Source organism: Streptomyces sp. NRRL F-5135 (assembly GCF_000719775.1).
GTDB classification, from domain to species: Bacteria; Actinomycetota; Actinomycetes; order Streptomycetales; family Streptomycetaceae; genus Streptomyces; species Streptomyces hebeiensis.
Genome location: NZ_JOHR01000010.1, coordinates 1 through 21399, shown reverse-complemented (window position 1 = coordinate 21399; position 21399 = coordinate 1). Strand labels below are relative to the sequence as shown.

Here is a 21399-nt window from a genome sequence, read left to right as displayed (position 1 = left end):
GGCCGCGTGGCGCGAACGGCCCCCGCGCGCGGGTCACTCGGCGGGGAGCCGCGCGACGGAGGTCACGCCACGCGCGGGCCGCGTGCGGGCGCACACGGTCCGGCACAGGTCGTAACGCCTGTTCACTTCTGCCCTCCAGAGCGGAGATTAGCGTCAGCAAGTGCTTGCTGTAACGGTGTAGAGATGCGCGTCACGTCTCACATGACGGACGTCACACCGGTCCGGCCGCCGGGACACCGGTCAACGGCGCCGGTCGACGACGCCGGTCAACCCTCGCGCACTCCGTACGTACGGACCGGCTCGCCCAGGATCTCCTCGATGTCGTCGAGCAGTACGAGGGCTTCCCGCGACACCGCCTCGGGCTCGCGTCCCCGCACCATCTGCCCGCCGATCCACCCCATCAGCGTGCCGTGCGCCCAGGCCAGCTGCCCCGCCACGAGTGTGGGCAGCATCTCGTCCTCGGCGGCGCCCATCTCCTCCTTGAGCGCCGTCTCCAGCCGGGTCAGGACCTCCTGCTGGATGAACCAGAGGCGGGATCTGAGGGCGTGCGAGTCCTGGACGACCCGCATGAAGCGCGCGTACCCGTCGAAGAGACCGACCTTCGGTGAGACCGCCTCGACCTCCTCCCGCAGCCCGCGCAGGATCGCGTCGGCCGCCGACTCGCCCACCTCACGGCCCCGCACGAGGCGGGGCAGCCGGTCGACGATGCCCTTGCTGCGGTCGAGGAAGAGGTCTTCCTTCGCCTCGAAGTAGTTGTAGACCGTGTTGACCGAGACGTCGGCGGCCTCCGCGATCTCGGCGATGGTGACCGCGTCGAAGCCGCGCTCCAGGAAAAGCCCCGTGGCGACATCCGAGATGTACTGCCTGGTCTGCCGCTTCTTGCGCTCTCTGAGGCCCTCGGACATGCCTCCCATCCTAGGCTTCGGCGCAGCGGATGAAACTTTGGGGTCATTGCATTTTTGGGGTGACTCTGTTTTCCTGGAGTCATGGCAATCATCAGCACCGCCGGGCTCGCCCGGACCTTCCACACCAAGACCGGCCCCGTGGAGGCCGTGCGCGGGATCGATCTGACCGTGGAGCCCGGCGAGATCCTCGGCTTCCTCGGGCCGAACGGCGCGGGCAAGACCACGACGCTGCGGATGCTGACCACACTGCTGTCGCCGACCGGCGGTGCCGCGACCGTCGCGGGCCACGACCTGGTGCGCGAGCCGGAGGCGGTGCGGCGCGAGATCGGTTATGTCGCGCAGTCCAGCGGGACGGACCCGCAGGTCTCGGTGCGGGAGGAGCTGATCACCCAGGGCCGGCTGTACCGCCTCGGCAAGGAGGCCGCCGAGGAGCGCGCCGCCGAGCTGGCGCACGACCTCGGCCTCACCGACCTGCTGGACCGGTCCTGCGGAGCGCTCTCCGGGGGCCAGAAGCGGCGCCTGGACATCGCGATGGGTCTGGTGCACCGGCCCGCGCTGCTGTTCCTCGACGAACCGACCACCGGACTCGACCCGGGCAGCCGGGCCGACCTGTGGGACCTGGTCCGCCGGATCCGGGACGAGCAGGGCATGACGGTCTTCCTCACCACGCACTACCTGGACGAGGCGGACGAGCTGTCCGACCGGCTGGTGGTCGTGGACCGGGGCGTGGTGGCGGCGGAAGGGACACCGGAGGCGCTGAAGCGGCGGTACGGAGGCTCGGCCGACGCCTCGCTCCAGGACACCTTCCTGGCGATCACCGGCCGGGGACCGGCGCCGGTGGACACGACGCCGGTGGCCGTCTGACGCGCGACGTCGGCCCGGGCCCCGGCTCCTGACGTCGAGCGGGTCGCTCCCGCCCTCCCGCCCTCTGCCCCCTCATCACCCAGGAGTTCCGCCTTGTCCTCGCTGTTGTCCGACACCGCGCTGATCTTCGGGCGCTATGTCCGCCAGACCCTGCGTTCCAAGTTCCAGATCTTCTTCGGCGTGCTGATGCCACTGCTCTACCTGCTCTTCTTCGGCCCCCTGCTGACCGGTCTGCCGCTCGGCGGCGACGGCGACTCCTGGCAGGTCCTGGTGCCCGGACTGCTGCTCCAGCTCGGCCTGTTCGGCGCGCTGTTCTGCGGCTTCGCGATCATCATCGAGAAGCAGCACGGCGTGGTCGAGCGCATGCGCGTGACCCCCGTCAGCCGGCTCGCGCTGCTGCTGGGCCGGGTGCTGCGGGACGCCGCGCTCTTCGTCTTCCAGGCGGTCCTGCTGGTCGTGGCCGCGCTGGTGATGGGGTTGCGCGCACCGGTGGGCGGCCTGCTCATAGGGTTCGCGTTCGTGGGCGTCCTGACGGTGGCACTGGCATCGCTCTCGTACGCCCTGGCCATGAAGGTCAGCGCGCCGCAGGCGTTCGGCCCCGTGATCAACGCGGTGAGCATGCCGTCGATGCTGCTCTCCGGGCTGATGCTGCCCATGACGCTCGCTCCGGCCTGGCTGGACGTGCTGTCGCACTTCATACCGTTCCGGTACCTGGTGGACGCGGTGCGGGCCGGATACGTGGGCGAGTACACGGGCACGGCGATGCTGTACGGCGTCGTGGTGGCCCTCGCCTTCGCCGCGCTCTCGCTCGCGCTGGGTACGAAGGTCTTCCAACGGGCGGGCGCCTGACCGGCGCTCCTCGCCGGACTAGGCTGGCCCCATGGTCAACCTGACGCGCATCTACACCCGGACCGGGGACAAGGGCACGACGGCGCTCGGCGACATGAGCCGTACGGCCAAGACCGACCCGCGCATCGCCGCGTACGCCGACGCGAACGAGGCCAACGCGGTGATCGGCACGGCGATCGCCCTCGGGAACCTCCCGGAGGACATCGTGAAGGTGCTGGTCCGCGTCCAGAACGACCTCTTCGACGTGGGCGCGGACCTGTCCACGCCGGTCGCCGAGAACCCCGAGTTCCCTCCGCTGCGCGTCGAGCAGTCGTACATCGACAAGCTGGAGGCGGACTGCGACCGCTATCTGGCGGACCTGGACAAGCTGCGCAGCTTCATCCTCCCCGGTGGCACGCCGGGTGCCGCCCTGCTGCACCAGGCGTGCACGGTCGTTCGCCGCGCCGAGCGCTCCACCTGGGCGGCGCTGGAGTCGCACGGCGCGACCATGAACGAGCTGACGGCGACGTATCTCAACCGGCTCTCCGACCTGCTGTTCATTCTGGCGCGCGCGGCGAACAAGGAGCTCGGGGACGTCCTCTGGGTCCCGGGCGGCGAACGCTGACACCGCGTCGAGCGCCGCGACCGCCGCTCAGCGCTTCGTCTCCGACGGCGGCCGTTCCACCCGTACCGGCTCCCCGGGCTCCTTCGGGGCCTTCTTCGGGGCCTTCTTCGGGAAGACGGCGTACGTCAGGGCGATCAGGCCGTGGATCCCGGCCGCGCGGGCCGCGGTGAGCTGCCAGCTCGTCAGCGAACCCGTCCGGCCCGCGTCACCCACGTACCACGCCGCGAGCTGGAGCAGGGCGATCGCGACGGCCGCGGCCAGGACCGTGCGCAGCCACAGCTTGCCCTCGTGCACGGCGCGGGCCCTGCCGTACGCCGGGGCCGGCACCGGTGGCGGTCCGCCGAAGAAGCGGTGGGCGACCCGGGCGTCGGCCCAGCTGATGGTGTAGTGGCCGTAGGCGACGGTGAAGCCGATGTAGAGCGCCGCGAGACCGTGCTTCATGTCGGGCTCCGCGCCGTTCTTCAGGTCGATCGCCGTCACGATCAGCAGGACGACCTCCAGCAGCGGCTCCAGCAGGAGCACCCCCGCGCCGAGCCGGGGCATCCGCGCGACGTAGCGCAGGGCCAGCCCCAACGCCAGCAGCACCCAGAAGCCGACCTCGCAGATCACGATCAGCGTGACGATCACGGCTGTGCTCCTTCCCTCTCCCCCGTCTCCCCGTACAACGCCTCCAGGCTCCCGCCCGCCCGGCCGCCTGTCGTCGTCGGCGGTGCCGAAACGTGACGGCGCGGGACTGCACCCTTCGATGTAGCGCGCCCTCACCCCCACTGAGGAGGTCCCCGCGCGGCGGGACGTGTTTGATGGACGGGTGATCGCCTTCTTCCGGCCGCTCCGACCGGTCAGGCCGCACCGCGACGACATCGCCATCGCCGTGCTCGGGCTGCTCGGCGGCCTCGCCCTGTGGGCCCTCGGCCTGCACACCCAGGGGGGCATGCTGTTCCCCGGGCCCTGGGTCCTGGTGCCGCTCGTCGTCGTCGCCGGTCTGGAGCTGCTGCGCCGGAGCATGCCGTCGCCCGCGCTGCTCGTGGGCACGGTCGCGCTCGTCGCGGATCTGTTCACGACCGGCAGCGTGGCGACCGTACTGATGTTCACGGATCTGATGTACGCGGCGGTGGTGTACGGGACACCCGCCGCCGCCCGCCGTATCCCGTGGACCACGGGCCTGATCACGATCGCGATGACGATCGGCTTCTTCGGCTGGCTCCAGAAGCCGGAGAGCCTGCTGATCGGCGTGGCCACCGGCGTGGTGAGCTTTCTGCCCGCCATCACCGGCTCCGCCGTCCGCGGCCACCGGGACGCCGCCGAGACCGCGCGGCTGCGGGCCGAGCAGACCGCGCTGCTGGCGGAGATGGACCGGGTCCAGGCGGTGACGGCGGAGCGCGCCCGGATGGCCCGGGAGCTGCACGACATGGTCGCCAACCACCTCTCGGCGATCGCCATCCACGCCACGGCCGCGCTGTCCCTGGACGACGAGCGGACCACGCGGGACGCGCTCGGGGTGATCCGGACGAACAGTGTGGAGGGGCTGGCGGAGATGCGCCGGCTGATCGGGCTGCTGCGGGACCCCGGAGACGAGGCGGAGCCGTCGGCCGCCCCGACCCTGGCGGCGGTGGACTCGTTGCTGGAGCAGGCCGGTACCAACGGCGCGTCCAGCGGGCTCAGCTTCACCCTGGACGACCGGCGCGACACGGCCGCCCCCCTGCCCGCGCCGGTCGAGCTCGCCGCGTACCGGATCGTTCAGGAGTCCCTGACCAACGCGCTCAAGCACGCGGCGCCGGGCGCGGTGACCGTCGCGCTGGCACGGTCCCGGCGGGCCCTGACCGTACGCGTCGACAGCCCGTTCGGCGACCGGCCAGGACCGCGCGCACCCGGCTCCGGGTCCGGGATGGTGGGGATGCGCGAACGGGTCGAGCTGCTGCACGGGGCGTTCGAGGCGGGTGTCGTCACCGGGGACGACGGCGGGAAGATCTGGCGGGTGCGGGCCGAACTGCCCGTCGACGAGGCGTGGGAGACGGCATGACGATCCGGGTGCTGGTCGCGGAGGACCAGTCGGCGGTACGGGCGGGGCTGGTGCTCATCCTGCGCAGCGCGCGGGACATCGAGGTCGTCGGGGAGGCGGCGGACGGTGAGGAGGCGGTCGCGCTGGCCCGCGCGCTGCGGCCCGATCTGGTGCTGATGGACGTGCAGATGCCCCGTCTCGACGGGGTGTCGGCGACACGGCGGGTGGTCGAGGAGGGGCTGGCGGACGTGCTGGTTCTGACGACGTTCGACCTGGACGAGTACGTCTTCGGCGCGCTGCGGGCGGGGGCGGCGGGCTTCCTGCTGAAGAACGCCGAGGCCGCGGACCTGCTCACGGCGGTACGGACGGTGGCGCGCGGCGAGGGCCTGATCGCGCCCGCCGTCACGCGCCGGCTGATCGCGGAGTTCGCCGCTCCGGCCCGGCCCGCGCGCGACGAGGACGCGCCGGACCTGTCGGTGCTGGACCCGCTGACCCGCCGGGAGCGCGAGGTGCTGGCCTGCCTGGGCGAGGGACTGTCGAACGCGCAGACGGCGGTGCGGCTGGAGATGGCCGAGGCGACCGTGAAGACGCATGTGAGCCGGCTGCTCGGCAAGCTGAACCTGCGCAGCCGTGTCCAGGCGGCGGTGCTGGCCCAGGAGTTGGGCCTCCCAGGGGCCCGGCGCCAGGCGCCCGACTGACGGCGGACGGCGGACGGCCGACGGCCGACGGCCGTCACCGGCCCCCGGACGGTGCGGCCACGGCCCGCCCGGCACGCTCCGGCCCGGTCCGAACCCACCCCGGCCTGGTCTGGACCTATTGACGAGTGGTCCAGACCTCTTTACTCTCGCGGCACACACCGGCGTACGCCGACCCCGGTGTGAGCAGTGCACGGACCATCCCCGTTCTCCTGTCCTGTACTCATGTCACGAGGAGCACACCCGTGAACACCCGATCAGTCCCCCACGGACGCCGTCTCAGATCCCGAACCGTCGCGGGCCTCACCGCGCTGCTGCTGCCGTTGGCCGCCCTCGTGGGGCTGGCCACGCCCGCACAGGCCGCCGCCTCCGCGACCGCCACGTACACCAAGGTCTCCGACTGGGGCACCGGTTTCGAGGGCAAGTGGACGGTGAAGAACACCGGCACCACCTCCCTGGCCTCCTGGACCGTCGAGTGGGACTTCCCGTCCGGTACCGCCGTCACCTCCGGCTGGGACGCCGACATCACCGGCTCCGGCACCCACTGGACCGCCAAGAACAAGTCCTGGAACGGCACCCTCGCCCCCGGCGCCTCCATCAGCTTCGGCTTCAACGGCACCGGCACGGGCTCCCCCGCGTCCTGCAAGCTCAACGGCGCCTCCTGCGACGGCGGCCCGAGCGTGCCCGGTGACGCCCCGCCCTCCGCGCCCGGCACCCCCACCGCGAGCGCCGTCACCAACACCTCGGTGACCCTGGGCTGGAGCGCCGCCACCGACGACAAGGGCGTCAAGAACTACGACGTGCTGCGTGACGGCGCGAAGGTCGCCACGGTCACCGGCACGACCTACACCGACACCGGCCTGCGGGCCGGTACGGACTACTCGTACACCGTCCAGGCGCGCGACACCGCCGACCAGACCGGCCCCGCCAGCGGCGCCCGCGCGGTGCGCACCACCGGGAACACCGACCCCGGTACCGGAAGCAAGGTCAAGCTCGGCTACTTCACCGAGTGGGGCATCTACAACCGGAACTACCACGTCAAGAACGTGGCGAGCTCCGGTTCGGCCGGAAAGATCACGCACATCAACTACTCGTTCGGCAATGTCACCGGCGGCAAGTGCGCGATGGGCGACTCCTTCGCCGCGATCGAGAAGGCGTACACCGCCGACCAGAGCGTCGACGGTGTCGCCGACACCTGGGACCAGCCGCTGAAGGGCAACTTCAACCAGCTCCGCAAGCTCAAGGCCAAGTACCCGCACATCAAGGTGTTGTGGTCCTTCGGCGGCTGGACCTGGTCCGGCGGCTTCGGCCAGGCGGTGCAGAACCCGGCGGCCTTCGCGCAGTCCTGCTACGACCTGGTGGAGGACCCGCGCTGGGCGGACGTCTTCGACGGCATCGACCTGGACTGGGAGTACCCCAACGCCTGCGGCCTGTCCTGCGACTCCAGCGGCCCGGCCGCGTTCAAGAACATGATGCAGGCCATGCGCGCCAAGTTCGGCTCGAACAACCTCGTCACGGCCGCCGTCACCGCCGACGCCTCGGCCGGCGGCAAGATAGAGAAGTCCGACTACGCGGGCGCGGCCCCGTACATGGACTGGTTCAACGTGATGACGTACGACTTCTTCGGCGCGTTCGCCGCCCAGGGCCCGACGGCCCCGCACTCCCCGCTCACCTCGTACGCGGGCATCCCGCAGGCGGGCTTCAACTCGGCGGAGGCGATCGCCAAGTTCAAGGCCCAGGGCGTGCCGGCGAGCAAGCTGCTGCTCGGCATCGGCTTCTACGGGCGCGGCTGGACCGGCGTCAGCCAGGCGGCCCCGGGCGGCACCGCGACCGGCCCGGCCCCGGGCACGTACGAGCCGGGCATCGAGGACTACAAGGTCCTGAAGAACACCTGTCCGCCCACCGGCACCGTCGCCGGCACGTCGTACGCCAAGTGCGGCAGCAACTGGTGGAGCTACGACACGCCCGCCACGGTCACCTCGAAGATGGCCTGGGCGAAACAGCAGGGCCTGGGCGGCGCGTTCTTCTGGGACTTCACCGGTGACACGGCGAACGGCGAGCTGGTGAGCGCGATCAACGGCGGCCTCGGATAACCGCGCGGCACGACACAGCACCCGTGTGACACCAAGGGGGCGGCGCCGGCACCATCGGCGCCGCCCTCCGCCGCGCACGCCCCGGGTTCGGCCCGGGTCAGGCCACGTTCACCCGCTGGCCCGGGGGCGCCGCCTCCAGCCAGGCCAGGAAGCCCGTCAGCGCGTCCTCGCTCATCGCCAGCTCCAGCCGTACCTCACCGTGCGCGCAGCTGAGGACGACCGCGTCGGAGAGCAGCGCCAGTTCCTCCTCGCCCTGCGGCGCGCGGCGGGCCAGGACCTCGATCGCGGAGCGCTCCAGGGTGCGGCGCGGGCGGGGGGCGTAGGAGAAGACGCGGAACCAGTTGATCCGGTCGGAGTTGTAGCGGGCCACGCCGTACACCCAGCCCTTGCCCGAGAGGTCGGGCTCCTCGGGCACGTCCCAGCGCAGGCTGCAGTCGAAGGTGCCGCCGGAGCGCTGGATGAGGCGCCGTCGCAGTCCGAAGACGAACAGACCCCCCGCCACAGCCACGACGACCAGTCCGCAGACAAGCAGAGCGAGGACCATCACCACCGACCTCCTCGCCTCGTCCACGTACCGAACAGGAACCGCACCTCCATCGCCTCAGCCGCGACCCGGTCCGGACGAGTCCGGAACGAGCCGCGGCTGAGGACGCCGCACGTCCCGGGCGGACCCGGGCCGTACGGCGGTAACGCTATCGGCGCCGTGCGCTAACGCACCGCCACCGCACGCAGCCGGACGTCGGCGCGCCGCTCCGCGGCGTCGTCGTCACCCGACTTGGCGCGCTCCAGCGCACGCTCGGCGCGCTGGGTGTCGATCTCATCCGCCAGCTCGGCGATCTCCGCGAGCAGCGACAGCTTGTTGTCCGCGAACGAGAGGAAACCGCCGTGCACCGCGGCCACGACCGTCCCACCGTCGCTCGTACGAATGGTCACCGGGCCCGACTCCAGCACACCGAGCAGCGGCTGGTGACCGGGCATGACGCCGATGTCGCCGGACGTGGTGCGCGCGACGACCAGGGTGGCCTCGCCGGACCACACACTGCGGTCCGCGGCGACCAGCTCGACATGCAGCTCAGCAGCCAAGGGTGGCTCCTCGGGTCACCACCCGGCCGTTTCGCCGGGTGTTGGGATTGATTCTATGGGGTGTCGTCGGGTGCGTCGGAGGGGGGCGGGTTGCGACCCGCCCCCCTCCTCGGAACGCGACGGAACGCGGCGGTCAGGAGACGCCGAGCTCCTTGGCGTTGGCCTTGAGGTCCTCAATGCCACCGCACATGAAGAACGCCTGCTCGGGGAAGTGGTCGTACTCGCCGTCGCAGATCGCGTTGAACGCGGCGATCGACTCGTCGAGCGGCACGTCCGAGCCGTCCACGCCGGTGAACTGCTTGGCGACGTGGGTGTTCTGCGACAGGAAGCGCTCCACGCGACGGGCCCGGTGGACGACGAGCTTGTCCTCCTCGCCGAGCTCGTCGATACCGAGGATCGCGATGATGTCCTGGAGGTCCTTGTACTTCTGGAGGATCCCCTTGACGCGGGTGGCCGCGTCGTAGTGGTCCTGCGCGATGTACCGCGGGTCCAGGATCCGGGACGTGGAGTCCAGCGGGTCCACGGCCGGGTAGATGCCCTTCTCCGAGATCGGACGGGAGAGCACCGTCGTCGCGTCGAGGTGGGCGAAGGTGGTGGCCGGGGCCGGGTCGGTCAGGTCGTCCGCGGGGACATAGATCGCCTGCATCGAGGTGATCGAGTGACCGCGGGTCGAGGTGATGCGCTCCTGGAGCAGACCCATCTCGTCGGCCAGGTTCGGCTGGTAGCCCACCGCGGACGGCATGCGGCCGAGCAGCGTGGACACCTCGGAGCCGGCCTGGGTGTACCGGAAGATGTTGTCGATGAAGAAGAGCACGTCCTGCTTCTGCACATCGCGGAAGTACTCCGCCATGGTCAGACCGGCCAGGGCGACGCGGAGACGGGTCCCCGGCGGCTCGTCCATCTGGCCGAAGACGAGCGCCGTCTTGTCGATGACGCCGGACTCGGTCATCTCCTCGATGAGGTCGTTGCCCTCACGGGTACGCTCACCGACGCCCGCGAACACCGACACACCGTCGTGGTTGTTGGCGACGCGGTAGATCATTTCCTGGATCAGCACGGTCTTGCCGACACCGGCACCACCGAACAGACCGATCTTGCCGCCCTTGACGTACGGGGTCAGCAGGTCGATGACCTTGACGCCGGTCTCGAACATCTCGGTCTTCGACTCGAGCTGGTCGAAGGTCGGGGCGGAGCGGTGGATCGCCCAGCGCTCGGTGACCTCGGCCGTCGCCTCGGGCTTGTTCAGGATCTCACCGAGGGTGTTGAACACCTTGCCCTTGGTGATGTCGCCGACGGGAACGGTGATGCCGTTGCCCGTGTTCGTCACCGTGGCCTGGCGGACCAGACCGTCGGTGGGCTGCATGGAGATGGCGCGGACCAGGCCGTCACCCAGGTGCTGGGCGACCTCCAGGGTCAGCGTCTTGAGCTTGCCGTCCTCGGCCGGGTCGGCCACCTCGACGGTCAGCGCGTTGTAGATGTCGGGCATCGCGTCGACGGGGAACTCCACGTCGACGACCGGGCCGATGACCCGGGCGACGCGGCCCGTGGCTACGGCCGTCTCAACTGTCGTCGTCATTACCTGTCACTCCCCGCGGTCGCGTCGGCCAGGGCGCTGGCGCCACCGACGATCTCGCTGATTTCCTGGGTGATTTCGGCCTGGCGGGCCGCGTTGGCGAGCCGGGAGAGCGTCTTGATGAGCTCTCCGGCGTTGTCGGTCGCCGACTTCATCGCGCGGCGGGTGGCCGCGTGCTTGGAGGCGGCGGCCTGGAGCAGCGCGTTGTAGACCCGGCTCTCGACGTAGCGCGGCAGCAGGGCGTCGAGGACGTCCTCCGCCGACGGCTCGAAGTCGAACAGCGGAAGGATCTCGCCCTTCGTGCCACTCTCCTCCGCCGCCTCGTCGAGGCTGAGGGGCAGCAGCCGGTTCTGGACCGGCGTCTGCGTCATCATCGAGATGAACTCGGTGAAGACGATGTGGAGCTCGTCCACGCCGCCCTCGGCCGTCTCCCGCTCGATCGCCGCGATCAGCGGCTCCGCGACCCGCTTGGCGTCCGCGTACGTCGGGTTGTCGGTGAACCCGCCCCACGAGTCCGCGACCGCGCGCTCACGGAAGCTGTAGTACGCGACACCCTTGCGGCCGACGATGTACGTGTCGACCTCCTTGCCCTCGCCGCGCAGCCGCTCGGTGAGCTGCTCCGCGGACTTGATGGCGTTCGAGGAGTAGCCGCCGGCCAGACCGCGGTCGCTCGTGATGAGCAGGACCGCGGCCCGGGACGGGGACGCCGCCTCGGTGGTGAGCGGGTGCTTGGTCGCCGATCCCGTCGCCACCGCGGTGACCGCGCGGGTCAGCTCGGTGGCGTACGGGGTGGAGGCCGCCACCTGGCGCTGCGCCTTGACGATGCGCGAGGCGGCGATCATCTCCATCGCCTTGGTGATCTTCTTGGTCGCGGTGACGGATTTGATGCGACGCTTGTAGACCCGGAGCTGGGCTCCCATGAGTCAGGTCCCTTCCGTCGTCACTTCGAGGCGTTGGCGGCCGGCGCGTCGTCGCCCAGGAGCTTGCCGTCCGACGTCTCGAACTGACGCTTGAAGGCGGCGACGGCGTCGCCGATGGCCTGGATCGTGTCGTCCGACATCTTGGCGCCCTCGGCGATGCTGGTGAGCAGTTCCTTGCGCTCGCGGCGCAGGTTCTCCAGCAGCTCGCTCTCGAAGCGGCGGATGTCCTCGACGGGGACGTCGTCCATCTTGCCGGTGGTGCCGGCCCAGATGGAGACGACCTGCTCCTCCACCGGGTACGGCGTGTACTGCGGCTGCTTCAGCAGCTCGACCATGCGCTTGCCGCGCTCCAGCGACGCCTTGGAGGCCGCGTCCAGGTCGGAACCGAAGGACGCGAACGCCTCCAGCTCGCGGTACTGGGCGAGGTCCACGCGCAGTCGGCCGGAGACCTGCCGCATGGCCTTGTGCTGGGCGGAACCACCGACGCGGGAGACCGAGATACCGACGTTCAGCGCGGGCCGCTGGCCGGCGTTGAACAGGTCGGACTCCAGGAAGCACTGGCCGTCGGTGATGGAGATGACGTTGGTCGGGATGAACGCCGACACGTCGTTGGCCTTCGTCTCGACGATCGGCAGACCCGTCATCGAACCGGCGCCCATGTCGTCGGAGAGCTTGGCGCAGCGCTCCAGCAGACGCGAGTGCAGGTAGAAGACGTCACCCGGGTAGGCCTCACGGCCCGGCGGGCGGCGCAGCAGCAGGGACACGGCGCGGTAGGCGTCGGCCTGCTTCGAGAGGTCGTCGAAGATGATGAGGACGTGCTTGCCCTGGTACATCCAGTGCTGGCCGATGGCCGAACCGGTGTACGGGGCGAGGTACTTGAAGCCGGCCGGGTCGGACGCGGGGGCGGCGACGATCGTCGTGTACTCCAGCGCGCCGGACTCCTCCAGGGCGCCGCGTACGGACGCGATGGTCGAGCCCTTCTGGCCGATGGCGACGTAGATGCAGCGAACCTGCTTCTTGGGGTCGCCCGAGCGCCAGTTCTCGCGCTGGTTGATGATCGTGTCGACGGCCAGGGCGGTCTTGCCGGTCTGGCGGTCACCGATGATCAGCTGACGCTGGCCACGGCCGATCGGCACCATGGAGTCGACGGCCTTGTAGCCGGTCTGCATCGGCTCGTGCACGGACTTACGGATCATGACGCCCGGAGCCTGGAGCTCGAGGGCGCGGCGGCCTTCGGTCTCGATCTCGCCGAGACCGTCGATCGGGTTGCCGAGCGGGTCGACGACGCGACCCAGGTATCCCTCGCCGACAGCGACGGAGAGGACCTCGCCGGTACGGGTGACCGGCTGCCCCTCCTCGATGCCGTTGAACTCACCGAGGACGATCGCACCGATCTCGCGCTCCTCGAGGTTGAGGGCGAGACCCAGGGTGCCGTCCTCGAACTTCAGCAGCTCGTTCGCCATGGCCGAGGGCAGTCCCTCGACCTTCGCGATGCCGTCGCCGGCCACGCTGACCGTACCGACCTCCTCGCGCGAGGCCGCGTCCGGCTTGTACGACTGGACGAAGGTGTCCAGCGCGTCCCGGATCTCCTCCGGCCGGATCGTGAGCTCCGCCATCTGGGTTCCCTGCTCTCCTTGTTGGGCCCGAAGTTTCTTTGGGGGTCTGGGGGTGACCCCAGGAATCTTCTGCAATCTCTGCACGGCCCAACCGGGCCGCTGTCTTGCCGTATTTCTGTTGCCTGCCGGTGTCCGCCGGTCCGGGCCCGCTCGCGATCCCGTGCCGTCGGCCGGTCCGTTCCGTGCGCCGTCGGCGCGCGTCACGTCCGTGTGCCGTCAGCCCGCCAGCCGCCGGGTCGCCTCGTCGAGGCGCTCCGCGACCGTGCCGTTGATGACCTCGTCACCGACGCGGACCGAGATCCCGCCGAGGACCTCGGGGTCCACGTCCAGGTTCAGGTGCATCGGGTGGCCGTACAGCTTCGACAGGGCGGCGCCGAGGCGCTGCTTCTGCCGGTCGGTGAGCGGCACCGCCGACGTGACGACGGCGACCAGCCGGTTCCGGCGCGCCGCGGCGAGCCGGGACAGGGCCTGCAGGCCCGCTTCCAGGCTACGTCCCCGCGGCCGCGTCACAAGACGCTCGACCAGGCGTTCGGTGGCCGGGTTGGCGCGCCCGCCGAGGAGGTCCCTCAGCAGGCCGGTCTTGGCGGCCGACGTCGCCGACCGGTCGGTCAGCGCGGAGCGCAGCTCGGGGCTGGACTCGACGATCCGGCCGAACCGGAAGAGCTCGTCCTCCACGTCGTCCAGCGCGCCGACCCGCTCGGCCTGCGTCAGCTCGGCGGTGGCGGACAGCTCCTCCGTCGAGTCGACCAGGTCGCGCGCCTGCGACCAGCGGGAGCGGACCATGCCGGCGACCAGGTCGACGGCCGCGCCGCCGACCTGTCCGGTCAGCAGCTGCCGCACCAGTTCGGCCTTGCGCTCGGCGGCCTGCGCCGGGTCGGTCAGGACCCGGCGCAGCGACACCTCGCGGTCGAGCAGCGCGGTGACGGCGGCCAGGTCCTCGGCGAGCCTCGCGGCGTCGGCCGAGGTGCTGTCGGTCAGCGCGTCGAGACGCTCACGCGCGGCGGCCAGTGCCTCGCGGCTCGCTCCGTTCATCGCGTGGCCTCGGCCTTCGATGCGCCGTCCTCGAGCTCGTCGAGGAAGCGGTCGATGGTGCGGCTCTGCCGGGCGTGGTCCTCCAGGGACTCACCGACCAGCTTGCCCGCCAGTTCGGTGGCGAGCCTGCCCACGTCCTGACGCAGCGCGCTGGCCGCGGCCTTGCGGTCGGCCTCGATCTGGGCGTGCGCGGCGGCGATGATCTCTTCCCGCTGCCGCTGCCCTTCCGCCTTCATCTCCTGGATGATGACGGTGCCCTGCTCGGTCGCCTCCTGGCGGAGCCGCGCGGCCTCGTGGCGGGCCTCGGCGAGCTGGGCCTTGTACTGCTCCAGGACGCTCTGCGCCTCGGTGCGGGCCTCCTCCGCCTTCTCGATGCCGCCCTCGATGGCCTCGCGGCGCTCGTCCAGAACCTTGCTGATGTTCGGGATGAGCTTCTTGGCGAGGAAGAAGAAGACGATGGCGAAGGCGATCAGCCCGACGAGGAGCTCCGGTCCGGGCGGGACGAGCGGGTTCTGCTGCTCCTCCGCCGCCAGGGTTACCAGCGCGTTCACATCAGTGCCTTTCGTCGTAATGGGCTATGAGTCCCAGAACGTCAGCTGCCGTAGACGAACGGCATGACGATGCCGATCAGCGCCAGCGCCTCACAGAAGGCGAAGCCGAGGATCTGGTTGGTACGGATCAGACCGGCGGCCTCGGGCTGACGGGCCAGGGCCTGGGTGCCGTTACCGAAGATGATGCCGACGCCGACGCCGGGGCCGATGGCCGAGAGGCCGTAACCGATGGAGCCGAGGGCCTTGAGGTCTCCGGAGACGGCGGCCAGGTTCGAGAGAGCGGACATGCCGGTTCTTCCTTCTCTTTCACGGACCGGTGGGGGTTGGCCACCGGACGACTGGAGGTGTGTGGGAGGGGGCTCAGTGGTGCTCGGCGAGCGCGCCCTGGAGGTAGGTGCAGGCCAGGAGGACGAACACGTACGCCTGGATGGCCTGGACGAAGAGCTCGAAGCCGATCATCCCCATGGTCATCACGAACGAGATGCCGGCGGCCGGGATCAGCCAGCTGTTCAGCAGGTACCAGCTCGCGACGGTGAACATCACGAGCAGCAGGTGACCGGCGAACATGTTGGCGAAGAGCCGGACCATGTGCGTGAACGGCCGGACGAGGACGTTCGAGAAGAACTCGATGACCACGACGAGCGGCAGCACCGGGCCGAGCGACTTGTCGTAGCCGGTGACGTTCTTCAGGCCGCCGACGAAGCCGTGGCGCTTGAAGGTCACCGACATCCACATCAGGTAGACGATGATCGCGAGGCCGGCGGGGTAGGCGATGACGGACGCGACCGGGAACTGCGTCAGCGGCACGACCGACCAGATGTTCATGACCCAGACGAAGAAGAACAGGGAGACCATGAACGGGACGTACTTCTCGCCCTCGCGCTTGCCCATCGTCTCGTAGACGATGCCCTTGCGGACGAAGTCGAAGCCGGCCTCGCCGATCATCTGGATCTTGCCGGGCACCAGCTTCGGCTTACTGAAGGCCATCCAGAAGAAGCCCACCACGACCAGCGAGGTCAGCAGCGCCAGCAGCATCGTCTTGTTGAAGTAGAAGCCGCCGGCCTCGAAGATCGGCTTGAATAGGAAGGAGTGCAGGCCCGGAGCCGGAAAGCCGCAGCCGTTATCGGCCATGATGCGGCAACTCCAGTCGAAGGCGAGCGTCGTCTGGTCAGCACTCACCGCGGGCTCCTTCAGCGTGGCGCATAGGTACGGCAACCTCGTTGTGTCGGTGCGGCGCACGGCCGCGGGTCGGCACCGGACAGGTCTTACAGGTGTGGGGGCGGCGGCTCTCGGGCTCCAAGCCTCGCGTGAGTACAGGCGTCAGCTCGGATGCCCGCGCCCGCAATGCCGCAGTTGGCACCGGACGATAGCAGTTTCCCGAACAGGCACTTATCCCGGCCCTACCTCTCACGCCGACGTTCCGGTCTTCTCGGCGTTCTTGGCCGTCGAGGACTCGGGTTCGACGTAAGCGATCTTGGCCGTCATGTGGGCGCGCGCCTGTGCGGCGACCCAGGCGACGGTGGCCGCGATCAGGGTGAAGGCGAAGGCCTTCGGGTGGAACAGCGTGGTGTCCTTGAACAGCGCCACGAAGATGAAGAGCAGCAGCAGCTGGGCGGTGTAGAGCATCAGCCCCATCGCCTGGAAGAGCTGCGGCAGCGACTTCGCCGTCCGCTGGAGCACCACCATCCCGATACCCATGAACACGATGCACACCAGCGCGCCGACGACCGCGCCCAGTGCTCCCTTGCCGCCCGCCACGACCCCGCTGATCACGGCGGCGACGGCGCCGACGGCGGCAGTGGGCACGGCGGTGTGGAGGAGGTTCCGGGCGTCGTTGGACGGCATGGCGGCAGCTCCGCTGAATGGGTGGGGCAGATGGTGTCGTCATGGACGAGCGTAGGCCCGGTCCGGGAGGAAGTTTCCCGGGCCAACGAACCGTCGTACACAAGTTCTTCGGCGTCGGTGCCGGGCTTCGTGAACAGTATCACAAACTATTTGATGCGGACTTTACCATCGAGGTGTGCCAACTGTCACACATGAGGGTGATCCTGCGCGCGTGAGCACCATGCAACGGTGAGTTGTGTGGTAAGGGGGCCTGCTGAGGCGTGTGGCCGGTCGCTCACGGGCGGGAGCCGGCCTTCCTGCGGTCGGGAAAACGCGAATGGGCGCTCAGGGCGGTCGCTCCGTTGACGCCCGCTGGAACGTGTGTGTGCTCCCCGTGCGGCGCCCGCGGGGCTCCCGTTGCCACCTCGCCCGCGGCGACGGCCGCACCCGGCTCACCGGCCTCACCGGGCTCCTGGCCCTCCTGGGCTTCCTGGCCCTCCGGCACCCGCGCCCGGCGCCGGTAGCGCGGCGGTACGAAGGGCTGCGCCCAGAGCGGCACCCGCGGTGTGAAGCGCGGCAGCAGCAGGAGCACCAGACCCACCGCGCTCAGCATGACGACGATCAGCAGGATCCACATCGACGCCGAGTGCACCGAGTACGCGACCACACCGAAGGCGATCAGCGCCGACCAGAAGTACATGATCAGCACGGACCTGCTGTGCGAGTGGCCGATCTCCAGCAGCCGGTGGTGCAGGTGGCCGCGGTCGGCGGCGAACGGCGACTTGCCGTTCCAGGTACGGCGCACAACGGCCAGCACCAGGTCCGCGAACGGGATCGCGATGATCGTCAGCGGCAGCAGCAGCGGGATGAACACCGGCAGCGCGGCGTGCGTGGCCTCCCGGCTCGACCCCTCGAAGATCTTCAGCGCGTCCAGGTCGACCTGGCCCGTCACCGAGATCGCGCCGGCGGCGAGCACCAGACCGATCAGCATCGACCCCGAGTCGCCCATGAAGATCCGCCCGGGGTGCATGTTGTGCGGCAGGAAGCCCACGCACATGCCGATCAGAATGGCCGAGAACAGGGTGGCGGGGGCGGCCGCCTCGATCCCGTAGCCGTACCAGATCCGGTACGTGTACAGGAAGAACGCGGCGGCGGCGATGCACACCATCCCGGCGGCGAGGCCGTCGAGACCGTCCACGAAGTTCACCGCGTTGATGGTGATCACCACCAGCGCGACCGTGAGCAGGGTGCCCTGCCAGTCGGTCAGCGAGACCATCCCGACGCCGGGCACCGGGATCCACAGGATCGTCAGACCCTGCATCACCATCACACCGGCGGCGATCATCTGCGCGCCCAGCTTGATCAGGGCGTCGATCTCGAACTTGTCGTCCAGGACACCGACCAGCCAGATCAGCGCGGCACCGGAGAGCAGCGCGCGGGGCTCGTTGGAGAGCTCGAAGACCCCGTTGAGGTTCTGCAGGTGGTCCGCGACCAGCAGTCCGGCGCACAGCCCGAAGAACATGGCGATGCCGCCGAGCCGCGGTGTCGGTTCATGGTGCACGTCTCGGGCGCGGATCTCCGGCATCGCTCCGGTCGCGATGGCGAACTTACGCACCGGGCCGGTCAGCAGATAGGTCACCGCAGCCGTCACGCAGAGCGTCAGCAGGTAATCACGCACGGGCTGCCCCACAGGAATCGCTGGCCATCTCAGCCCCACACCCTAGCCCGCGCGGGAGCCCCGGTCGGATTCGGAGTCACCATATGAACGAGATATCAACGAGGACGAGTGGCCGAAGAGCTTGGTTGCACGTCTTCCCGGCCACGCCCTTGGCATACGGGAACATCCGGCCGGAAGGGTCACAACGGGCGGGGCCGGCCGTCCCGGCCCCTCAGGGAACCCTTCCATACGGCGGGAAAAGCCCCACCAGCTCACGCACCTCGGCACGGACGCCGTACGCGTCCTCACCGTCCGCACGCAGCGCCGCGACGAAGAGGGCCGCGATTCGCGCCATTTCCGTCTCCGTCATGCCCTGGGTGGTCACGGCGGCGGTGCCGAGCCGGACGCCCCGGCCGGCCGCGCCGCTCGCCTCCGGCAGCGCACAGGTGTCCAGCACCAGCCCGGCGGCGGCGAGCCGGCCACGGGCCGCCCGCGCGTCCACTCCCAGGGGTGACGGGTCGGCGGTGATCAGATGGGTGTCCGTACCGCCGGTGGTGATGCGTACGCCCTCCGCCGCCAGCGCGGCGGCGAGCGCGCGGGCGTTGGCCACGACCTGGTGCGCGTACGCCGTGAACGCCGGTGTGGCCGCCTCGCCGAAGCCGACGGCCTTGGCGGCGATCGTGTGCATCTGCGCGCCGCCCTGGGTGAACGGGAACACCGCGCGGTCCACCCGGGCCGCGTACTGCTCCGCGCACAGGATCATCCCGCCCCGCGGCCCGCGCAGCACCTTGTGCGTCGTCGCGCACACCAGGTCCGCGTACGGCACGGGGTTGGGCGCCGCTCCCCCGGCGACCAGGCCGATCGGGTGCGCGGCGTCCGCGATCAGGTACGCGCCCACGTCGTCCGCGATCGTCCGGAACGCCGCGTAGTCGATGTGGCGCGGGTACGAGATGGAGCCGCAGACGAGCGCCTTGGGCCGGTGGGCGCGCGCCAGGGCGTGGACCCGGTCGTAGTCGATGAGGCCGCTGACCGGGTCGACGCCGTACCCGACGAAGTCGAACCACCGCCCGGAGAAGTTCACCGGCGCCCCGTGCGTGAGGTGCCCGCCGTAGGCCAGCCCCATGGCCAGCACGGTGTCCCCGGGCCGCAGCAGCGCCGCGTAGGCGGCCAGTACGGCGGAGGAGCCGGAGTGCGGCTGCACATTGGCGTGCTCGGCCCCGAACAGCGCGCTCGCCCGGCGCACGGCGACGCGCTCGGCCGCGTCGACGAGCTCGCAGCCGCCATGGTGGCGGGCGCCGGGATAGCCCTCGGCGTACTTGTTGGCGAGAGGTGAACCGAGGGCCGCGAGGACGGCGGGCGAGGTGAAGTTCTCGGCGGCGATGAGCTGGAGGCCCTCCGCCTGCCGGTGTGCCTCCCCGAGGATGATTTCGGCCATCTCGGGATCCGCCCGCAGCAACAGGTCCGCACCGGCCCCGCCGCCCGGTGCACGGGGGCCGGCGGGGGCGTCGGGAGGGGCGCTGGCGGGGCTGACGACCGGCATGGCGAACTCCGGACCTGGGAGGTACTTGCCATCCAATGTAGGCGCGCCGGAGCCGCGGCGCGCGGCCGTACGCCGCGGGAGGCGGCAGGCGCGCGCCTGCCCGGCGGGAGACCCCTTACGACGCCGGGACGCCCGTCAGCGCCGTCACCACCGGGTCCAGCGCCTGGTGGATCTCGTCGCCGATGGACCGGAAGAACGTGATCGGTGCCCCGTACGGGTCGTACACCTCGTCCGCCTCCGCCGTCGGTGCCAGCAGCCACCCGCGCAGCGCCGCCGCCGCGCGTACCAGGGCGCGGGCGCGTTCGACCACGCCGTCGTCCAGCGGGTCCGGCAGCGTCGCCGGGTCTATGGCCCGTACCAGGCGCGTGAACTCCTTCAGCGTGAACGTGCGCAGCCCCGCCGAGTGCCCCATCGAGATCACCTGCGCGCGGTGGTCCCGGGTCGCGGTCAGGACCAGGTCCGCGCGGATCACGTGCTCGTCGAGCAGTTCGCGGCCGACGAAGCCGGAGGCGTCCGCCCCGAAGTCGCCGAGGACGGTCTCCGCGTTGGCCTCCATGGGCGCGCCCTCGTGCCCCCAGGTGCCCGCGCTCTCCACGATCAGGCCGCCCGTGAGCCGTTCGCCGAGGCGCGCGCTCAGGGCATGCCGGTTCAGCCGCTCGGTGATCGGCGAGCGGCAGACGTTGCCGGTGCTGACGTGGAGGATGCGGAAGGTGTTTCCGGCGCCGGCGCCGGCGCCGGTACCGGTGGCGGTCCGGGTGGAGGCGTCGGCCTCGGCGCCGTGGTGCCCGGCGCCCGTGTGTGCGGTCTCCGCTATGCCACGCCCCTCAGGGGCGGTCAATTGGCCACCTCGAGGTCGGGTACCACCTTGCGCAGCTCCTCCGCGTCGATGGCCCCCGCGCGCAGCAGCACCGGCACCCGGCCGGTCACGTCCACGATGGAGGAGGGCACGTTGCCGGGCGTCGGGCCGCCGTCGAGGTAGACGGAGACGGCGTCGCCGAGCATGTCCTGGGCGGCGTCGCAGTTCTCCGGCGCCGGGTGACCGGTGAGGTTGGCGCTGGAGACGGCCATCGGGCCGAACTCGGTGAGCAGTTCGATGGCGACGGGGTGCAGCGGCATCCGGATCGCGACCGTGCCCCGGGTGTCGCCGAGGTCCCACTGGAGCGACGGCTGGTGCTTGGCGACCAGCGTCAGGGCGCCCGGCCAGAACGCGTCGACGAGTTCCCACGCCTGCTCCGAGAAGTCCGTGACCAGGCCGTGCAGGGTGTTCGGGGAGCCGATCAGGACGGGCGTGGGCATGTTGCGGCCCCGGCCCTTCGCGTCCAGCAGGTCGGCGACCGCCTCCGAGCTGAAGGCGTCCGCGCCGATCCCGTACACGGTGTCGGTGGGCAGGACGACCAGCTCGCCACGGCGTACGGCCGACACCGCCTCGCGCAGACCCGTGGAACGGTCGGTCGCGTCGTTGCAGTCGTATCGCCGTGCCATTTAACGGGCCTCCTCGTGCGTGTACACGGTGTAGGTGGTCGGGGTCGGGGTGCTCAAGGCGGAAGAAGGAACGGAAGGGGCGGGGGTGGACAGGGGGCGGCGGGGGAAGGGC

The 21399-nt window shown here is 70.5% G+C and carries 22 protein-coding genes; 6 read left to right on the top strand and 16 right to left on the bottom strand.

Annotated elements, in window-relative coordinates; genetic code table 11:
- Positions 1-266: 266 nt before the first annotated feature.
- Positions 267-905, bottom strand: a complete 639-nt coding sequence (locus IG02_RS0119085) for a TetR/AcrR family transcriptional regulator (protein WP_030749208.1) — start codon at positions 903-905, stop codon at positions 267-269.
- A gap of 81 nt (positions 906-986) precedes the next feature.
- Between IG02_RS0119085 and IG02_RS0119080 the strand changes: the two genes are divergently transcribed.
- The 3 genes from IG02_RS0119080 (at position 987) to IG02_RS0119070 (ending at position 3222) form a co-directional block, all read left to right on the top strand.
- A complete protein-coding gene (locus IG02_RS0119080; RefSeq protein WP_030749205.1) occupies positions 987-1769 on the top strand; it encodes an ABC transporter ATP-binding protein in 783 nt (260 codons plus the stop codon).
- A 93-nt stretch (positions 1770-1862) separates the two neighbouring features.
- Positions 1863-2618 (top strand): ABC transporter permease, encoded by a 756-nt coding sequence (locus IG02_RS0119075; RefSeq protein WP_030749201.1) that lies wholly within the window; start codon positions 1863-1865, stop codon positions 2616-2618.
- A 31-nt stretch (positions 2619-2649) separates the two neighbouring features.
- Positions 2650-3222 (top strand): cob(I)yrinic acid a,c-diamide adenosyltransferase, encoded by a 573-nt coding sequence (locus IG02_RS0119070; protein ID WP_030749197.1) that lies wholly within the window; start codon positions 2650-2652, stop codon positions 3220-3222.
- A gap of 27 nt (positions 3223-3249) precedes the next feature.
- Here the strand turns inward: IG02_RS0119070 and IG02_RS0119065 are convergent, their stop codons facing one another.
- Positions 3250-3849, bottom strand: a complete 600-nt coding sequence (locus IG02_RS0119065) for a hypothetical protein (protein ID WP_030749194.1) — start codon at positions 3847-3849, stop codon at positions 3250-3252.
- Positions 3850-4030: 181 nt separating this feature from the next.
- Between IG02_RS0119065 and IG02_RS0119060 the strand changes: the two genes are divergently transcribed.
- The 3 genes from IG02_RS0119060 (at position 4031) to IG02_RS0119050 (ending at position 8009) form a co-directional block, all read left to right on the top strand.
- Complete coding sequence (locus IG02_RS0119060) at positions 4031-5242, top strand: sensor histidine kinase (RefSeq protein ID WP_234314817.1); 1212 nt, start codon at positions 4031-4033, stop codon at positions 5240-5242.
- Positions 5239-5919, top strand: a complete 681-nt coding sequence (locus IG02_RS0119055; RefSeq protein WP_030749187.1) for a response regulator — start codon at positions 5239-5241, stop codon at positions 5917-5919. The genes IG02_RS0119060 and IG02_RS0119055 overlap by 4 nt, the downstream gene beginning before the upstream one ends.
- A gap of 242 nt (positions 5920-6161) precedes the next feature.
- A complete protein-coding gene (locus tag IG02_RS0119050) occupies positions 6162-8009 on the top strand; it encodes a glycoside hydrolase family 18 chitinase (protein WP_030749186.1) in 1848 nt (615 codons plus the stop codon).
- Between the two features lie 97 nt (positions 8010-8106).
- On the opposite strand, the gene IG02_RS0119045 is transcribed toward IG02_RS0119050, so the two are convergent.
- The 14 genes from IG02_RS0119045 to IG02_RS0118980 form a co-directional block, all read right to left on the bottom strand.
- Positions 8107-8553, bottom strand: coding sequence for a DUF2550 domain-containing protein (locus IG02_RS0119045; RefSeq protein ID WP_030749184.1), 447 nt, complete (start codon positions 8551-8553; stop codon positions 8107-8109).
- Positions 8554-8717: 164 nt separating this feature from the next.
- The gene (locus tag IG02_RS0119040; RefSeq protein ID WP_030749181.1) at positions 8718-9092 is read right to left on the bottom strand and encodes a F0F1 ATP synthase subunit epsilon; all 375 of its coding nucleotides are present in this window, start codon (positions 9090-9092) and stop codon (positions 8718-8720) included.
- Between the two features lie 133 nt (positions 9093-9225).
- Positions 9226-10668 (bottom strand): F0F1 ATP synthase subunit beta, encoded by a 1443-nt coding sequence (gene atpD, locus IG02_RS0119035; protein WP_030749177.1) that lies wholly within the window; start codon positions 10666-10668, stop codon positions 9226-9228.
- Complete coding sequence (locus tag IG02_RS0119030) at positions 10668-11585, bottom strand: F0F1 ATP synthase subunit gamma (RefSeq protein ID WP_030749174.1); 918 nt, start codon at positions 11583-11585, stop codon at positions 10668-10670. Before IG02_RS0119030 ends, atpD begins: the two co-directional genes overlap by 1 nt.
- A gap of 20 nt (positions 11586-11605) precedes the next feature.
- Positions 11606-13201 carry a F0F1 ATP synthase subunit alpha gene (gene atpA / locus IG02_RS0119025; protein ID WP_030749172.1) on the bottom strand — a complete coding sequence of 532 codons (1596 nt, stop codon included), beginning with the start codon at positions 13199-13201 and terminating at the stop codon, positions 11606-11608.
- A gap of 216 nt (positions 13202-13417) precedes the next feature.
- Entirely contained in the window at positions 13418-14233 is an 816-nt protein-coding gene (locus tag IG02_RS0119020) for a F0F1 ATP synthase subunit delta (protein WP_030749170.1), read from the bottom strand.
- Positions 14230-14784 carry a F0F1 ATP synthase subunit B gene (locus tag IG02_RS0119015; RefSeq protein ID WP_030749167.1) on the bottom strand — a complete coding sequence of 185 codons (555 nt, stop codon included), beginning with the start codon at positions 14782-14784 and terminating at the stop codon, positions 14230-14232. Before IG02_RS0119015 ends, IG02_RS0119020 begins: the two co-directional genes overlap by 4 nt.
- 41 nt (positions 14785-14825) lie before the next feature.
- Positions 14826-15071, bottom strand: coding sequence for an ATP synthase F0 subunit C (gene atpE / locus IG02_RS0119010; RefSeq protein ID WP_030749165.1), 246 nt, complete (start codon positions 15069-15071; stop codon positions 14826-14828).
- A 73-nt stretch (positions 15072-15144) separates the two neighbouring features.
- Positions 15145-15915, bottom strand: a complete 771-nt coding sequence (gene atpB, locus IG02_RS0119005) for a F0F1 ATP synthase subunit A (protein ID WP_030749163.1) — start codon at positions 15913-15915, stop codon at positions 15145-15147.
- Between the two features lie 276 nt (positions 15916-16191).
- Entirely contained in the window at positions 16192-16629 is a 438-nt protein-coding gene (locus IG02_RS0119000) for a hypothetical protein (protein ID WP_030749160.1), read from the bottom strand.
- 274 nt (positions 16630-16903) lie between these two features.
- Entirely contained in the window at positions 16904-18286 is a 1383-nt protein-coding gene (locus tag IG02_RS0118995) for an MraY family glycosyltransferase (RefSeq protein ID WP_030749157.1), read from the bottom strand.
- Positions 18287-18497: 211 nt separating this feature from the next.
- The gene (glyA, locus tag IG02_RS0118990; protein ID WP_030749154.1) at positions 18498-19805 is read right to left on the bottom strand and encodes a serine hydroxymethyltransferase; all 1308 of its coding nucleotides are present in this window, start codon (positions 19803-19805) and stop codon (positions 18498-18500) included.
- 115 nt (positions 19806-19920) lie between these two features.
- Positions 19921-20643, bottom strand: a complete 723-nt coding sequence (locus IG02_RS0118985) for a protein-tyrosine-phosphatase (protein ID WP_420707768.1) — start codon at positions 20641-20643, stop codon at positions 19921-19923.
- Positions 20640-21287: an L-threonylcarbamoyladenylate synthase gene (locus tag IG02_RS0118980; RefSeq protein ID WP_030749148.1), complete on the bottom strand. Its 648-nt coding sequence runs from the start codon at positions 21285-21287 to the stop codon at positions 20640-20642. Before IG02_RS0118980 ends, IG02_RS0118985 begins: the two co-directional genes overlap by 4 nt.
- Positions 21288-21399: the final 112 nt, after the last annotated feature.

Coding starts and splice junctions, on each gene's coding strand:
- IG02_RS0119085 (WP_030749208.1), bottom strand. CDS start 905: ATGTCCGAGGGCCTCAGAGAGCGCAAGAAGCGGCAGACCAGGCAGTAC.
- IG02_RS0119080 (WP_030749205.1), top strand. CDS start 987: ATGGCAATCATCAGCACCGCCGGGCTCGCCCGGACCTTCCACACCAAG.
- IG02_RS0119070 (WP_030749197.1), top strand. CDS start 2,650: ATGGTCAACCTGACGCGCATCTACACCCGGACCGGGGACAAGGGCACG.
- IG02_RS0119055 (WP_030749187.1), top strand. CDS start 5,239: ATGACGATCCGGGTGCTGGTCGCGGAGGACCAGTCGGCGGTACGGGCG.
- IG02_RS0119045 (WP_030749184.1), bottom strand. CDS start 8,553: ATGGTCCTCGCTCTGCTTGTCTGCGGACTGGTCGTCGTGGCTGTGGCG.
- atpD (WP_030749177.1), bottom strand. CDS start 10,668: ATGACGACGACAGTTGAGACGGCCGTAGCCACGGGCCGCGTCGCCCGG.
- IG02_RS0119030 (WP_030749174.1), bottom strand. CDS start 11,585: ATGGGAGCCCAGCTCCGGGTCTACAAGCGTCGCATCAAATCCGTCACC.
- atpA (WP_030749172.1), bottom strand. CDS start 13,201: ATGGCGGAGCTCACGATCCGGCCGGAGGAGATCCGGGACGCGCTGGAC.
- IG02_RS0119020 (WP_030749170.1), bottom strand. CDS start 14,233: ATGAACGGAGCGAGCCGCGAGGCACTGGCCGCCGCGCGTGAGCGTCTC.
- atpE (WP_030749165.1), bottom strand. CDS start 15,071: ATGTCCGCTCTCTCGAACCTGGCCGCCGTCTCCGGAGACCTCAAGGCC.
- atpB (WP_030749163.1), bottom strand. CDS start 15,915: ATGGCCGATAACGGCTGCGGCTTTCCGGCTCCGGGCCTGCACTCCTTC.
- IG02_RS0119000 (WP_030749160.1), bottom strand. CDS start 16,629: ATGCCGTCCAACGACGCCCGGAACCTCCTCCACACCGCCGTGCCCACT.
- glyA (WP_030749154.1), bottom strand. CDS start 19,805: ATGCCGGTCGTCAGCCCCGCCAGCGCCCCTCCCGACGCCCCCGCCGGC.
- IG02_RS0118980 (WP_030749148.1), bottom strand. CDS start 21,287: ATGGCACGGCGATACGACTGCAACGACGCGACCGACCGTTCCACGGGT.